This is a genomic window from Bradyrhizobium sp. CCBAU 11430 (assembly GCF_028128855.1).
GTDB lineage: Bacteria > Pseudomonadota > Alphaproteobacteria > Rhizobiales > Xanthobacteraceae > Bradyrhizobium > Bradyrhizobium ottawaense.
Genome location: NZ_LBJV01000063.1, coordinates 13124 through 27506, shown reverse-complemented (window position 1 = coordinate 27506; position 14383 = coordinate 13124). Strand labels below are relative to the sequence as shown.

Annotated in this window: 16 protein-coding genes; 9 read left to right on the top strand and 7 right to left on the bottom strand. The window is 64.0% G+C overall.

Annotation, left to right across the window (positions count from 1 at the left end; genetic code table 11):
* Nucleotides 1–6: 6 nt before the first annotated feature.
* Complete coding sequence (locus tag XI04_RS22430; protein WP_028144881.1) at nucleotides 7–357, bottom strand: zinc ribbon domain-containing protein YjdM; 351 nt, start codon at nucleotides 355–357, stop codon at nucleotides 7–9.
* Nucleotides 358–478: 121 nt separating this feature from the next.
* Nucleotides 479–652 carry a hypothetical protein gene (locus XI04_RS22425; RefSeq protein ID WP_162832229.1) on the bottom strand — a complete coding sequence of 58 codons (174 nt, stop codon included), beginning with the start codon at nucleotides 650–652 and terminating at the stop codon, nucleotides 479–481.
* Between the two features lie 215 nt (nucleotides 653–867).
* Here XI04_RS22425 and XI04_RS22420 point away from each other — a divergent pair, with 215 nt between their 5' ends.
* The 6 genes from XI04_RS22420 (at nucleotide 868) to XI04_RS22395 (ending at nucleotide 4827) form a co-directional block, all read left to right on the top strand.
* On the top strand, nucleotides 868–1227 hold the full coding sequence (locus tag XI04_RS22420) for a c-type cytochrome (RefSeq protein ID WP_173015851.1): 360 nt from the start codon (nucleotides 868–870) through the stop codon (nucleotides 1225–1227).
* A 307-nt stretch (nucleotides 1228–1534) separates the two neighbouring features.
* A complete protein-coding gene (locus tag XI04_RS22415) occupies nucleotides 1535–1939 on the top strand; it encodes a VOC family protein (protein WP_271609432.1) in 405 nt (134 codons plus the stop codon).
* A 31-nt stretch (nucleotides 1940–1970) separates the two neighbouring features.
* Nucleotides 1971–2636, top strand: coding sequence for a hypothetical protein (locus XI04_RS22410; protein ID WP_038946619.1), 666 nt, complete (start codon nucleotides 1971–1973; stop codon nucleotides 2634–2636).
* Between the two features lie 233 nt (nucleotides 2637–2869).
* The gene (locus XI04_RS22405) at nucleotides 2870–3406 is read left to right on the top strand and encodes a helix-turn-helix domain-containing protein (protein WP_271609431.1); all 537 of its coding nucleotides are present in this window, start codon (nucleotides 2870–2872) and stop codon (nucleotides 3404–3406) included.
* Nucleotides 3407–3688: 282 nt separating this feature from the next.
* Nucleotides 3689–3970, top strand: a complete 282-nt coding sequence (locus XI04_RS22400; protein WP_028144876.1) for a hypothetical protein — start codon at nucleotides 3689–3691, stop codon at nucleotides 3968–3970.
* A gap of 350 nt (nucleotides 3971–4320) precedes the next feature.
* Complete coding sequence (locus tag XI04_RS22395) at nucleotides 4321–4827, top strand: hypothetical protein (protein WP_028144875.1); 507 nt, start codon at nucleotides 4321–4323, stop codon at nucleotides 4825–4827.
* Nucleotides 4828–4984: 157 nt separating this feature from the next.
* Here the strand turns inward: XI04_RS22395 and XI04_RS22390 are convergent, their stop codons facing one another.
* Nucleotides 4985–6025, bottom strand: a complete 1041-nt coding sequence (locus XI04_RS22390) for a hypothetical protein (protein WP_028144874.1) — start codon at nucleotides 6023–6025, stop codon at nucleotides 4985–4987.
* A 119-nt stretch (nucleotides 6026–6144) separates the two neighbouring features.
* The gene (locus XI04_RS22385) at nucleotides 6145–6939 is read right to left on the bottom strand and encodes a transglycosylase SLT domain-containing protein (RefSeq protein ID WP_212429147.1); all 795 of its coding nucleotides are present in this window, start codon (nucleotides 6937–6939) and stop codon (nucleotides 6145–6147) included.
* Between XI04_RS22385 and XI04_RS38880 the strand changes: the two genes are divergently transcribed.
* Together XI04_RS38880 and XI04_RS22380 are read left to right on the top strand one after the other, a co-directional pair.
* Nucleotides 6938–7090, top strand: coding sequence for an HNH endonuclease (locus XI04_RS38880; RefSeq protein WP_095424256.1), 153 nt, complete (start codon nucleotides 6938–6940; stop codon nucleotides 7088–7090). The genes XI04_RS22385 and XI04_RS38880 overlap by 2 nt on opposite strands.
* Nucleotides 7087–7557, top strand: a complete 471-nt coding sequence (locus XI04_RS22380) for an SMI1/KNR4 family protein (protein WP_212429149.1) — start codon at nucleotides 7087–7089, stop codon at nucleotides 7555–7557. The genes XI04_RS38880 and XI04_RS22380 overlap by 4 nt, the downstream gene beginning before the upstream one ends.
* Before the next feature lie 173 nt (nucleotides 7558–7730).
* Here the strand turns inward: XI04_RS22380 and XI04_RS22375 are convergent, their stop codons facing one another.
* The 3 genes from XI04_RS22375 to XI04_RS22365 all read right to left on the bottom strand — a co-directional run bounded on the left by XI04_RS22375 (nucleotide 7731) and on the right by XI04_RS22365 (nucleotide 12701).
* Nucleotides 7731–8246 carry a ParB N-terminal domain-containing protein gene (locus tag XI04_RS22375; protein ID WP_271609430.1) on the bottom strand — a complete coding sequence of 172 codons (516 nt, stop codon included), beginning with the start codon at nucleotides 8244–8246 and terminating at the stop codon, nucleotides 7731–7733.
* A 203-nt stretch (nucleotides 8247–8449) separates the two neighbouring features.
* Nucleotides 8450–8869 carry a hypothetical protein gene (locus tag XI04_RS22370; protein WP_271623767.1) on the bottom strand — a complete coding sequence of 140 codons (420 nt, stop codon included), beginning with the start codon at nucleotides 8867–8869 and terminating at the stop codon, nucleotides 8450–8452.
* A 58-nt stretch (nucleotides 8870–8927) separates the two neighbouring features.
* The gene (locus tag XI04_RS22365) at nucleotides 8928–12701 is read right to left on the bottom strand and encodes a vitamin B12-dependent ribonucleotide reductase (RefSeq protein WP_271623766.1); all 3774 of its coding nucleotides are present in this window, start codon (nucleotides 12699–12701) and stop codon (nucleotides 8928–8930) included.
* A 766-nt stretch (nucleotides 12702–13467) separates the two neighbouring features.
* On the opposite strand from XI04_RS22365, the gene XI04_RS22360 reads away from it, so the two are divergent.
* A complete protein-coding gene (locus XI04_RS22360) occupies nucleotides 13468–14364 on the top strand; it encodes a DMT family transporter (RefSeq protein WP_038970176.1) in 897 nt (298 codons plus the stop codon).
* The last annotated feature ends 19 nt before the right edge of the window (nucleotides 14365–14383 follow it).

Below are 14383 nucleotides of genomic sequence, written 5' to 3'. Positions count from 1 at the left end.
CGCGAGCTACGCCTTCTTCACGAACTCCGACTTCAGGTTCATCGCGCCGATGCCGTCGATCTTGCAGGCGATGTTGTGGCCGTCGCTGGCGTCCTGCAGGCGGATGTTGCGCACCTTGGTGCCGCCCTTGACCACCGAGGAGGAGCCCTTGATCTTGAGATCCTTGATTACGATGACGCTGTCGCCGTCAGCGAGCACATTGCCATTGGCATCGCGCACGCCCGCGTCCTGCGCGGTGTCCGCCGCCGCCTCCGCCGCACCGCTCCACTCATGGCCGCATTCCGGGCAGACCCAGAGATCGCGGTCCTGATAGACGTGCTCGGAGCTGCAGGCGGGGCATTTCATCGTGTCGGTCATGGCAAGTCTCGTTGAACTCTCGTAGATCGCTTCGTTCGCGGCGCGACCCTAGGGGCAGGGTCGAGGAAAGCAAGGGAAAGCTGCCGCCGGCCTGCAACCGCCATCGCCCGCCGGTGCGATATCACCGAAACAGCGCGACGAAGATCACGTAGAACCAGCCCAGTATGCCGTGGACGATCGCCCACAGTATAGAATGGTTGTTGGTGTAGGAGATCGCGATGGCGAGCGCGGAGCCGAAGCCGACGCCGTATTTCGCGCCCTCGACGCGGACGCCGTAATAGCGATTGCCGTTCATGGTGGTGCCTCCGTGAGTCGTTGACGGGCGCGAGCCTACGCGGTTGCCGCGATCCCTGCGACCGGCTTGATCCACGAGGCCACACCGAGCTCGTGACGTGCTGAGGTTGCGCGCGGAGCTGCGATGCGAAGGCGCAATCCGTTGACGCAGATCAACTCGGTGTGCCGGCCAGGCGTCAAGCTGGCTAAACTGCCGGGCCATCGCGAGGGATAGTCATGTCGCACAGCGCTCGAATCTACATCGGCCTCGCCGTCCTGATCGCGTTGTCGGTGCTGTTTCTGTTCAGCGTCGTCCACACCGCCGCGGGGGCGCCGAGGTCCGGTCCGCGCGCGGTCGACGAAGGGCATCGTCTGGCAGAGGCGTGGTGCCAGAGCTGTCACGCCGTCGAGCCGCACATGGCCGGCTTCTTCGACGAGGCCCCGAGCTTCCAGGCCATCGCCGACAGGAGCGGCACCACCGCGCTGTCGCTCAAGGTGTTTTGGCGGACCAGCCACCAGAACATGCCGAACCTCGTGATCGCGCCGGAGCAGGCGGATGCGCTTTCGGCCTATATCCTCAGCCTGAGAGGCAAGTGAGGCCGCCGGAAGCGATTTTGCGAAAACAACCCCATGCACAGTAGATACGGCCTTGATAAGGCTTGTGTTTTCGGTTATTGCGAATTCTCTTTGCCGCGTCGGGCAAAACAGTGGCATCATGCCATGGTGCCGTCCGCGAGGAGCTTTGTGCGGAGGGCGTAGCCCGGACGGAGCCAACGGGTCGGCGCGAGGCGCGGCCCGATGACAGGCTCCGCGAAATCCGGGGCCGAGCGAGCGGCAACATCCCGGATGACGTTGGCGCTCCATTCGGGCTACGCTCGCTGCGCAACCGCGCAACGAGTCCGGCATGACCTTCCTCCTCAACATCGACGTCCCCGACATCGCTCAGGCCACGAGCTTTTACACCGCCGCCTTCGGTCTCACCGTCGGCCGCCGCTTCGGCACCGACTTCGTCGAGCTGCTTGGCTGGCCGGCGCCAGTCTATCTCCTGACCAAGCAGGCCGGCACGTTAGGTGCCGGCGCAGACCGCCGCCGCTACGAGCGGCACTGGACGCCCGTGCATATCGACGTCGTCGTCGATGATGTCGACGCCGCAGTCGCGCGTGCGCTCGGTGCCGGCGCGATCCTGGAAGCGCCGGCGTGCGATGCGCCCTATGGGCGGATCGCGATGCTGGCCGATCCGTTCGGGCACGGGTTCTGTCTGCTGGCGTTCAGCGAGAAGGGGTATGATGCGTTGGTTGGAAGTTCGTAGCCCGGATTAGCGAAACCACAATCGGGACGACATGCCGGCAAGACCGAAACGAAAGCTGAAGACTTACCAGACCTCGCTCGGCTTCTACGATCAGGCCATCGCGGCACCTTCGATGAAGGCGGCGCTGGAGGCCTGGGGCGCGAGCTCCAACCTGTTCCATCAGGGCGCGGCGAAGGAGACTGAGGATCGCGATATCGTCGCGGCGACCATGGCGAGGCCCGGTGTCGTGCTCAGGCGCCCGGTCGGCTCGGACGGCCCGTTCACGGAGAGTGCCGCCCTGCCGACGGATCTCGCCGAGGGCGAAGCCAGACCCGGAAGCAAGAGCAAGACAAAGACCGAGCTCAAGAGCAGGCCGGGATCGACGAAGCGTCCCGCCAGGACGGTGCGGAGAGCATCCCCTGAGATCGACGATCAAGCGGCGCGCAAGGCCGCCGCGGCGTTCGCGAGGGAGGAGAAGCGCCGGGAGGCCCAGCGTCGTAAGGAGGAGGCCGCCCGCACCAAGGCGCGCGCCCGCCGCGACAAGGCGGTCGCCATCGCCGAGGCGGCGCTGGCCAAGGCGAGGCGGCAGCACGACGCGCGGGCAGAGGAGATCGACGCCGAGCGGGCCGCGCTCGACGAACGCGCCGAGGCTGAGCAGGCCCGTTGGGACAAGCAAAGAAAGACGCTGGAGCACGCCCTGCGCCGCGCGCGGGAGTGACCGGCGATCCGTGCGCTGCGGACACCTTTCCCGGATTACGCTTGCGCGCCGTCCGGGCTACGCGAACGCCGCCGAGAGCGGCCGCCCGGGAGCAATTCCTTTACCATGGCATCCGGTCACGACTGAACCGCTGGAAGCTTAGGAGTTACGGAGAAATTCCGCGGTATCTTCGCCCCGATTTCGGATGCGTCGGATACGCCATGCGGCGCCACCGCAAGTTTTCGGGAGCTGTCATGAGCGATCATCGCGCCGCAGTCAGGCATCACACGTTGCGCACCGGCATGGTCGAGTTCGACAACGGCACCGGCAGCATCGTCAGCGTGCCCTGCACGATCCGCGATGTCTCCGGCACCGGCGCGCGCGTGGCTCTCAACAGTTCGGCATGGGTGCCGGAACAGTTTTCGCTGATCTTCTCCAGCGGTCTGCGCAAGGGCTGCCGGCTCGCCTGGCGCAAGGAGAGGCTGATCGGCGGCGCGTTCGCGGACGGCTATGCGAGCGCGGACGAGCAGGCCGCGATGATGACGGCGGACGAGCAGGCCCGGCACCGGCTCGGCATCGGCGTGCGCGTCAAGGCCGCGCGCGAGATGCGCGGCTACACGCAAGGCCAGCTCGCCGAGCGCCTCAGTGTCACGCCGGCCTTCGTGGCACTGGCCGAGCAGGGCGAAGCGGACATTCCGCTGTACCAGCTGATGCACATCGCCGATTTGCTGATGGTCAGTCTCGACGGGCTCGTGGCCGGACCGGTGCCTGAGGAGGTCGACGCGGTGTAGGGCTTCGTAGCCCGCTGAAACGCCCGAGCGCGCGCCTCGTCCTTCGAGATGATCGCGGGGCCTGTCATCGCGCCGCGCTTTGCGGACCCGGTGGCGGTTTCCTCAGGGTGAGGCTAAGGGGGATCGTGGCCTGCTGAACCTGTCGCCGCGTACTCCACCCTCATCCTGTCAGGAGCCCGCTCAAAGCGGGCGTCTCGAAGGATGGCCGCAGAAAAAGTCGCGCGAAATTTGCTTGCCTTGCCCCGAGTCCTTTTGCACTCTTGCCGCGAAGGAGACCACCGCATGACAAAAATGACCGCCGCCTGCGCGCTCGGGACCGCCCTGGTGCTGAGCAGCCTTGCAACATCAGGTGCTGAGGCCCGAACGCGGAAAGCCGTCGTCGTTCGCGCACCGCAAGAGCGGCTCATCGTCACGGCGCCGGTGCTCAGGCCAACGCCGTGGGATTACAATGTCGTTCCGCGCTATCGGTATCGCCCCGAGGACGACCGCGTCGATCCCTACGGCCCGCCGCTGGTGCCTTCCTATGTTCGCTATGAAGGATGGCGCTGGCCGTATTGGTGGTGAGGCACGATCACATTCTGAGCATGTGATCGGGCGGCGCGGACGCAGGGCTGAATACTCGCTGTTGGCTTGAGACGCCGCCGATGACAGGTTGTGCGCGTGCGGCAGCCCTCGATTCCGCCACGCTCGATGTCTTTGACAGGTCGGGTGCTTGAGAACACAACATCTCCTCCATCTGGTACGCCGACAAGTTGAAGTTTGATGGCTCGTCATCTCTGCGTGCAGAGGTGACGATTGGGAGAAAATGGCAAAGTGGAGACTGTCAAGAGTACATCGAGGTAGAACGACACTTATCCCCGTAATAAACCCAATGCTGTTTGGGGTGCTGGGCGCGCGTATTGGGAGGATTGGTCATGGCAAGTGTCGAACAATTGCACAGGCGGGACGGAGTGAACTTGGTCCAACTCGAAGCCGACATCACGTCGATCCGCTCGGGAAGCTCCATTACTTCAATTAATCTGCCTGATTACGTCGAGCACACCGCGGGCGTCTCGCGCGTCGGTGCGCTCAGTGCAGAGGCGGTCGTTCGCGACTATGAGTCCGCTGCAAAAGAGATCGAGGCCATGGGCACCGAGTTGATCGACGCCGCGCAAAAATGCGAGGCGCTGACGGCCCAGGTTCATGATGCGATCGCCTTCATGCGAGAAACGGCAGCGGGGTATCGTGAAGAGGGACGGAAGATCTTCAAGCGCATCGAAGAATGCGCGCTGTTCACCGAAGACGTGCGCAAGACCTGCGAACAGGTCAAACGCAGAATGACTGAAGTCTCGGTTGGCCCGTCTTCCGATGAGGAGCTTGCGGCGCAAGATTCCGAGCTGACGGGGATCGCGGCCCAGGTGACGATGAACGAGATACGGTGAGGCGAACGTAGAGCGTAGTAGCTTCGTAGGGTGGGCAAAGGCGCACTTGCGCCGTGCCCACGTCTTCTCCTCGATCAGCCAAGACGTGGGCACGCTTCCGCCTTCGCTCTTCGAGCTACGGCGGACAAGTCGCTTTGCCCACCCTACGGCAGCTCGCTCACCAATCCGGATCGCCGTAATAAGGGTCCATATACGGCGGCATCCAGGGGCCTCGCGGCGGCGGTCTGGGCCGCCGGGGTTCGGCCGCCGGGATGTGCGGCCGGGCACGCGTAGCCGCATCGTTGTTCACACTGCGCACGACGGGCTTCGCGGCTGCAGACGCGGGTGACGCGGTCAGTTGCGTTTGCAGCGCCTGGACCTGCGCAGCGAGGCGCGCATTGTCCGCCGCACCCTTCTCTTGCGCTGTCTTGAGCTGTTGAATGGTGTCGGCCTGCTCGCGCAGGGTCTGCTCGTTGCGGCTTTTCAGTTGCTCGAGCTTGCCGCTGATGCTCGCAAGCTCGCTCGTGATGGCCTTGAGCGATTGCGCGAGATCGGACGATGACGGGTCGGGCGCCGTGGCAGCAGGCCTTGGAGCGTCAGGCCTTGGAGTGTCAGGCTTTGGGGCGCTTTCCGTTTCCTTGAGGACCGGCGGCGCGGGCGCCGGGCTCGGATCACCCGCAGCAGCCAGTAGCACGGCCGGCGGCTGCACTGGGCCTTCCACCGCGGACGCTTGCGGGGCGCTGCTCGCGGCCGGCGGAGCCCATCGTGCCATGATCGACTTGCTGATTGAGCTGGCCTCATCGCGATATTGCGAAGCGAAGGCGGCGCCGAGAAGGCCGATCGCCAGCACGAGGCCAACCAAAGCGCGCATCATGGTCCGATCTCCTTTCAAGCCTTGATCGCGAAGCTTGGTATTCAGAGGCTTTGCACTCGAAGGCTTGGCATCCGGCGTCGGCGCCTTGTTTCCGGGAGTGGCGGCTGCCGCCGCACCGGCGCTTGCGCGCGAGGCTGGCTTGCCTTCGCCATCGTGTTCCATTCCGGAAACCAGCTGGTCCAGCCGTGCAAGGTCTGCCTGTGTGCTCCTGATCCGGTCAAGGGCCCGCGCCAGCCCGCCGTCGCCGCGCGCCTCGTCCGGCTTGCCGGTATCAGGTTTGGCGGTATCAGGCTTGCCGGTATCAGGTTTGGGGTCGTTCGTTTCAGGCACCGATGCGCTCTCCATCCGGTCGGGCGTCAATGGGAGGCAGTCCGATCAAAGGGAAGGATAAGTCTCGCCACTGTCCAACACAACGCGCGTGCAAAGGAAAAATTATGGCGGACTCGACAGCGGGGCTGTGCTCCTCAATTATCGTGGTCCGCCGCCAGCCGCACAAACTGCCGCTTCATCGCGTTGACCCTGGAAACATAGCCCGCGACGAGGTGATCGCCGCAGCGTGTCCCAGCGATCATCACAAACTTGCGCCGCGCATAGGCCGCCGCGGGACCTGCGCCGCAGAGATGGATGAAGGCGGCCAGATCCTGCTTCTGCTGCGCGCTCGGCTTCGCATCGCCGGCGAGGTCGAGAACCAGCGCCACCTGGCGGTCCAGATACACCGAGGCCAGCTCGATGGAGTGGCTCGGGATCGCGCGAATATAGAAGGACGTGAACCCGCAGCCGGTCTGCGTGACCGTGTTGCCGCGAACACAGAACCGCGCGGCTTCCGTGTAGGCCGGATCGGTCATCTGGAAGAGCCCGACCGCGCTGGAGGCGGGCTTGTAGATCGCCAGCGGATTGAAGCTCCATCGCCAGCGCCAATAGGTGCGCGCCACCGGATTGCCCGAACTCTCGACCTGCGCCAGCGCGGCCAGCAATTCGGGCGTGATGGTCGCGGTGGAATAGGTGCGGAAGAGGGGGCCGTAGCTCGCCCAGGTCTCCGCTGGCTCCTTGTCGAGGGCGTGGCCGACGACGGCGAAGAGTTCGGTCGGCTTGCGGATGATTTGATAGGCGATGTTGAGGAGCGCGAGCGTTGCCAGCAGGATCAAGACGCCGCCCGTGATCCGGACCGTCCGCGGCGCGCGCGCGAATTTCTTTCGCGCCCACTGGACGCTCCGCCGGACTCTGCGAAGGCGGAGGAGGAGCTTGCTTTTCCTTGGCATGGGCGCTGTGGGCGTAAATCGCGGAGACAATGATACATGGCGCCACCATCAAGACATGAAGACCATGCAGCTGGTACCACGCAGCATAGACAGAGAGCTCGCCCACAGGAGCGGCGACTTCATGACACGGGACAGGACGCTAGCCCCATGAACTATCTCGATCTCATGGACAACCGACGCCCACCGGCGTCCGCCGACGCCATCCGTGCGCTGGAGCAACATATCGGCGCGCCGCTGCCCGCGCCCTACCAGGCGCTGCTGGCGCAATCCGACGGCGGCGGCTTCGAGCCCTGCGGCGTCGAGCTGCCCTGGCGCAACGACCGCACCGTTCTGGACTTGCTGTTCACGACCCATCCGACCGACAGCTACGGCGTCATCGACAATTACGACATGTATCGGAGCATGAATCGAATCCCCCGCCTGAGCTGCCCCTTCGCTCCCGATCCCGGCGGCGACCTGTTCCTGCTCAGCCTGGAGCCGGACAGCTATGGCCAGGTGTTCTACTGGGAGCACGAGCGTGAGCCGCCGGACGGTGGCGAAATGTTCGCAGAGTTCCCGAATACGAATGTACTCGCGCAGGATTTTGAGAGCTTCATTCTCGGGTTGGGGGAGGCGTGAATTTGGAATTCAGTCTCCAAAGATGAGACGAGAGTTGAGTGCACCGTCACCGCAATTCGGGGTTGATGCGAGGAGAGGTCGCCGCGGTTAGCGGCTATCGCTCCCGCAGGATGACGGCGAGCTGATCGATTTATGATCGACGATTTAGTTCAATCTCACCGCAATCCCCGCAATCAATAGCGGCCGCCGCTGCCCTTTTGCTGCGTGATCCAGTCCGACAATGTCTTCTGTGTCGATTTCGCAGTCCGGCCCGGTGATGCCTTCAGATTGTCGCGGATGCCCTTCGTCGGACGGGTGCGCGGCGCTTGCGTTGCGCCAGCGCGCTTCAAGGCAGCCGTCGATGCCTCTGCGGCTTCTTTCTCGAGGCGCAGCTGTTTCAATCGCGCCATCTTGATGCGCTCCGCCTCGACTTCAGGTCTTTCGGCCAACAGCGGCTTGGGTTGAGCAAGCTCGGCCGGGACCAGGACGCCGAGAATGGTCGTCTCGCCGAGCGCCTTGCAGGCCTCTAACCGATGCAGTCCCTCGACCAGAACGAGGCGATCTCCGTCGAGCCGAATGGAAATGGGGGCCTGTTGTCCGATGTCCAGAATACTTTCCGCGATCTCCGTGACGGCCTCGGGCTTGATGGCCTTCTTCATTTTCGTGGGAACGAAGATCTTCTCGATCGGGAAGCTTTCCGGTTTGGGCATGACTTCTACTCCGCGTCTACCGGGCTCGTCGGAACCCATGCCGGTGAGGTTGGGAGTTTAGGGGTGAAGGGGTCGACCGCAAAGGCAATTCGGAGGAATTGCGGCGTGCACTTATCAGAGGCGCATGGCGAAAATTAGCCGAAGTAGCCGATTCGGTAATAGCGAACGAATTTCCTGCGCTGTCACCTTAATTCGAGCTATGCCTACGTATCGAGCGCTCTCACCAGACGTCGAGCAACCTCTTCGACACCGAGGGACCAATTAACGGCGACGCGGTCAGCTAAGATCGGCGAGTACTCGTAAACACCGGCCGCATCCACGTCAGACCAAACTGGTAGAATAACTTGCTGCCTTTCGACTAACTCGCGCGTGAAGATTGAGTCGTACTCCCGCTTGCTCCAACCATTGTTGGTCAAAAAGTTAGGTGTGAGAATGAGAATGCACTTTGGGCATTCCTTTAGAGGAGATTTGCAGTGCGCTCTGTTTTCGGTGCTGATGCCTGCTCCTGCGAAGACGACAACATCGCCACTCGTGATTTTGTCGAGAAGATGTTCTGGAAAATCGAAATCTTTCTCGCTGGCGCAAGTGGCGCACACACATTCTGCTGGATGTGGCTTCTTCATGAGAGACCAAGGTATAGGCCCCCAGAACCTGGCAGTCCGGTTCTGAGGGCCTGTCGCCTCACGAGCACCCCGTCGTGCTCCCGCAAGTATCGCACTTCATACACGTCCCATTCCGCACCAGCGTGAAGTTGCCGCACTCGCTGCACATCTCGCCTTCGTAGCCCTTGGCCTTGGCTTCGGCGCGGCGCTCGGCCTTGGTGGGGACGAGGGTCTGGGCGGTGCTGCCGGCCTTGCTCCACTGCAGCGCCTCGAGCTTCTCCGTGGGGGAGAGGTCGTGGGCCGCTTCCTGCTTCAGGGCGACGGCGCCTTCGAGGGCGTCGCCGACGCGGGCGCTGGTGCCGTGCGCGGCGAGGGCCGTGACCTTGCTGCCGCCGGTGGGGGCGCCGTCGTTGTCTTGCGAGACGGCAGCCGAGCCGCCGCGCATCACCACGAGGTTGTCGGTGCGGGAGCGGGTGAGGCCGCGTGAGACCAGGCGGGTCGCGTGATGACCGCCGTTCTCGTCCGGCTCCTTGCCTTCCTCGACGCCCTTGCCGAGCGCGTCGAAGCCGGTCTCGTTGGGATCGACATGGGCGAGGTCGAAGCGCGACATGTAGCTTACCGCGAGCTCGCGGAAGACGTAGTCGAGGATCGAGGTCGCGTACTTGATGCTGTCGTTGCCCTGCACCGGGCCCGCCGGCTCGAAGCGGGTGAAGGTGAAGGCGTCGACATATTCGTCCAGCGGCACGCCGTATTGCAGGCCGAGCGACACCGCGATGGCGAAGTTGTTGATGAAGGAGCGCAGCGCCGCGCCTTCCTTGTGCATGTCGATGAAGATCTCGCCGAGACGGCCGTCATCGTATTCGCCGGTGCGCAGATAGACCTTGTGGCCGCCGACGACCGCCTTCTGGGTGTAGCCCTTGCGGCGATCCGGCATCTTCTCGCGCTCGCGCATCACGATGATGCGCTCGACCAGTTTCTCGACGATCTTCTCCGAGACCTGGGCGGCACGCGCCGCCATCGGCTTCTCGTAGAGGCTCTCGACCGCATCGTCCTCGTCCTCATCGTCGCTGATGAGCTGCGAGTTGAGCGGCTGGCTGAGCTTGGAGCCGTCGCGATAGAGCGCGTTGGCTTTCAGCGCGAGCTTCCACGACAGCATGTAGGCGGACTTGCAGTCCTCCACCGTGGCGTCGTTCGGCATGTTGATGGTCTTGGAGATCGCACCCGAGATGAAGGGCTGCGCTGCCGCCATCATGCGGATGTGGCTCTCGACCGACAGATAACGTTTTCCAATTTTGCCGCAGGGGTTGGCGCAATCGAACACGGAGTAATGTTCCGCCTTCAGATGCGGGGCCCCTTCGACAGTCATCGCGCCGCAGATGTGGACGTTGGCGGCCTCGATCTCGCGCTTGGTGAAGCCCACGGCCTGGAGGAGGTCGAAGCCCGGAGCCGCAATGGCTTCCGCGCCGATTCCCAGTTGGTCGCGAATAAAATCCTCGCCAAAGGTCCACTTGTTGAAGGCGAACTTGATGTCGAAGGCGGTCGGCAGGGCCTTCTCGACCTTGGCGATGGCTTCATCGGTGAAGCCCTTGGCCTTGAGGGTCGAGGCGTTGATGCCCGGCGCGTTGGACAGCGAGCCGTGGCCGACGGCGTAGGCTTCGATCTCCGCGATATCAGCTTCGCGATAGCCGAGCGCGCGCAGCGCCGCGGGGACCGCGCGGTTGATGATCTTGAAGTAGCCGCCGCCGGCGAGCTTCTTGAACTTCACCAGCGCGAAGTCGGGCTCGATGCCGGTGGTGTCGCAATCCATCACGAGGCCGATCGTGCCGGTCGGCGCGATCACCGTGGTCTGGGCGTTGCGATAGCCGTGCTGCTCGCCGAGCGTGAGCGCCGCATCCCAGGCCGCCTGCGCATGGCTGACGAGATCAGCCTGCGGGCAGGACACGAGGTCCATCGGCACGGGATTGACGCTGAGCGCCTCGTAGCCGGAGGACTCACCGTGCGCGGCGCGGCGGTGGTTGCGGATCACGCGCAGCATGTGCGCGGCGTTCTTCTTGTAGCCGGGGAAGGTGCCGAGCTCGGCCGCCATCTCCGCGGAGGTCTTGTAGGTGATGCCGGTCATCACAGCAGTCAGGGCTGCGCAGAGCGCGCGGCCTTCCTTGCTGTCATACGAGAGACCCATGGTCATCAGGAGACCGCCGATATTGGCGTAGCCGAGGCCGAGCGTGCGGAACTCGTAGGAGAGCTCGGCGATCGCCTTCGACGGGAACTGCGCCATCATCACCGAGATTTCGAGCACGATGGTCCAGAGCTGGCAGAGGTGCTCATAGCCCTCGACGTCGAAGCGCTTGGTCTCGGTGTTGTAGAAGGTCAGCAGGTTCGCGGACGCCAGGTTGCACGCGGTGTCGTCCAGGAACATGTATTCCGAGCACGGATTGGAGGCGCGGATGTCGCCGGACGCCTTGCAGGTGTGCCAGTCGTTCATGGTGGTGTTGAAGTGCAGGCCCGGATCGGCCGACGCCCAGGCGGCGTAGCCGATCTTTTCCCAGAGGTCGCGCGCCTTCAGCGTCTTCGTCACCTTCTTGGAGGTGCGGGCGTTCAGGTTCCAGTCGCCATCCGTTTCCACGGCGCGGAGGAAATCGTCCTTCAGCGAGACCGAGTTGTTGGAGTTCTGGCCGGAGACCGTGAGATAGGCTTCGCTGTCCCAGTCGGTGTCGTAGGTGTCGAACTGGATGTCCTTGTAGCCCTGCTTGGCAAACTGGATGACGCGCTTGATGTAATTGTCAGGCACGAGGCTGCGGCGCGCCAGCTTGATCTCGCGGCGGAGGGCAGGGTTCTTCTCGGGATCGAAGCAGTCGTCGCCCGAGCCTTCGCAGTTGACGCAGGCCTTCAGCACCAGCTTGAGGTGCTTCTGGTTGATCTTGGAGCCCGTGACGAGGGCGGCAACCTTCTGCTCCTCCTTCACCTTCCAGTCGATATAGGTCTCGATGTCGGGGTGATCGACGTCGACGACGACCATCTTGGCGGCGCGGCGGGTGGTGCCGCCCGACTTGATCGCGCCCGCGGCGCGGTCGCCGATCTTGAGGAAGCTCATCAGGCCGGATGACCGGCCGCCGCCGGAGAGCTTTTCGCCTTCACCGCGCAGGCGCGAGAAGTTGGAGCCGGTGCCGGAGCCGTATTTGAACAGGCGGGCTTCGCGGACCCAGAGGTCCATGATGCCGCCTTCGTTGACGAGGTCGTCACCCACGCCCTGGATGAAGCAGGCGTGCGGCTGCGGATGCTCGTAGGACGATTTCGAGCGGGTCAGCTTGCCGGTGAAGGGGTCGACGTAATAGTGGCCCTGGCCGGGGCCGTCGATGCCATAGGCCCAATGCAGACCGGTGTTGAACCATTGCGGCGAGTTCGGCGCCACCATCTGCATGGCGAGCATGTAGCGGAGCTCGTCGTAGAAGGCCTGCGCGTCCTCGTCGGTCGAGAAATACTTGCCCTTCCAGCCCCAATAGGTCCAGCAGCCGGCGAGGCGGTCGAATACCTGCTTTGCGCTGAGCTCGCTGACATAGCGCTCTTTCTCAGGCAGCGCAGCGAGCGCGTCAGTATCGGGCACGGAGCGCCACAGGAAGGAGGGGACGGATTCCTCCTCAACCTTCTTCAGGCGCGCGGCAACGCCGGCTTTTCGGAAATACTTCTGGGCGAGCACGTCGGAGGCGACCTGCGACCACTCGGTCGGGACCTCGACGCCATCAAGTTTAAACACGACCGAGCCGTCGGGATTCCTGATCTCCGACGTGGTCTGGCGGAAATCGATTCCCGCGTAAGGTGACTGTCCCTGGGTGGTGTGGCGCCGCTCAATCCGCATCGTCTTGCCCCGTCCTATTCTTTGACCGGATCCGCCCCTCGTTGAGGGCGTGCCGGGTCGACATTTCGTTTCGCGATGCCTTGCGGCCGTTCGGCCCTGGGGCATCGCAGTTCAGCCGGTGGACCCGGCCCTTGTTCTCCCGACGCGACTCTTCGATGCCTGCATCGATCATCCGCCGGCATGTCCACGCCCATCCGCCCCAACGGGATGCGCGCGACATGCGTTCAACGCCCCACACCATCACAACTTCTATCGATGCCATCCGAGCCTGTTGCCGGCCCGTTCTGGCGCCCGAAAAGTCCGCTTTCGCGGGCAGACAAGCCCTCATCCGCTGCCTTTGGCTGGCTTGGCGGAGTTGAGATTTGCGAGACCCTTTGGGGGAGTGCCGGCGGGACGCAAACTCACTCGCGCCGAACGGACCGAAAGCTAGGACTCTCCGTTGCGCCCGTCAAGAACTAGTACGAGTTCCTGAATCAAATACTAAATATGGTGGATTGCGGGGGATAACAGGGGGCAAGCCCGCGCCTGTTGTGGAGGCAAGTATCAGTGAGTCCTCAGAGATTCCCAACCGAAAAAATTTGCATCCCGTGGTGCTGCGGATGCTTCATCCCGCTGTTCACAGGGCAGGTATATTTTTGAGCAATGGGATTGCGTCAGCGGGACTCACGTAGCCCTACGGAAGGTGAGGGCAGGCATGCCCGCCGAGGCCGTGGCGAGAGGGGCGAATCCGGGCCAAGCTGAGGGTCGATTTTGCCGGACCACCCACATGCTTGATTCGACTCGCCGGGATGCGCGGCCGCGCATCGCCCCGGCCGGCCTGATGTTCCTTGCCATCACCTCGATCGGCTGGGGCTTCAATTGGCCGGTGACCAAATTCCTGCTCTCCGAGCTGCCGCCGTTGACGCTGCGCGGGGTGACCGGCGTGCTCGGGGCGGTGCTGCTGGCGGCGCTGGCGATCATCCGCCGGCAGAGCCTCAAGGTGGACCCTGCGATCTGGCCGCGACTCCTGACCGCCGCCGTGCTCAACGTCACCGGCTGGATGGTGCTGATGGGCCTGGCGCTGCTCTGGCTGCCCGCGAGCGAGGCGGCGCTGATCGCCTACACGATGCCGGTCTGGGCCTCGATCATCGCATGGCCGGTGCTGGGCGAGAGGCCGACCGTGCTGCGCACGCTGGGGCTGGTGATGGCCTTTGTCGGGCTTGCCTCGATCATGGGCGGCAACGGCATTGCCGCCAGCGTCGAGAAGCTGCCGGGCATCGTCATGGCGCTCGCCGGCGCGCTGGGCTTTGCCGTCGGCACGGTGTTCTCGAAGAAGTACCCGATCCATCTGCCGCCGATCACGGCCGCGGCCTGGCAGATCGGGATCGGCTGCCTGCCGATCTCGATCATCGGCCTCCTGGTCGAGACCACGCATCTGTCCCAGGTGACGCCGGTCGGCTGGTGGCTGCTGGTCTATTCGACCGTGGTGCAGTTCTGCATCGCTTATGTCAGCTGGTTCGCAGCGCTCGCCCGCCTGCCGGCCTCCGTCGCCGCGATCGGCACCATGGCGGTGCCTGTCATCGGCGTCGTCGCCTCCGCGCTCGCGCTTGGCGAGCCGCTGGGGGCAGGGCAGATCGCGGCGCTGGTCTTCACGCTGGCGGCCGTGGTGCTGGCGACGCGCTAGCCGTCCGGACGCCGGGGTA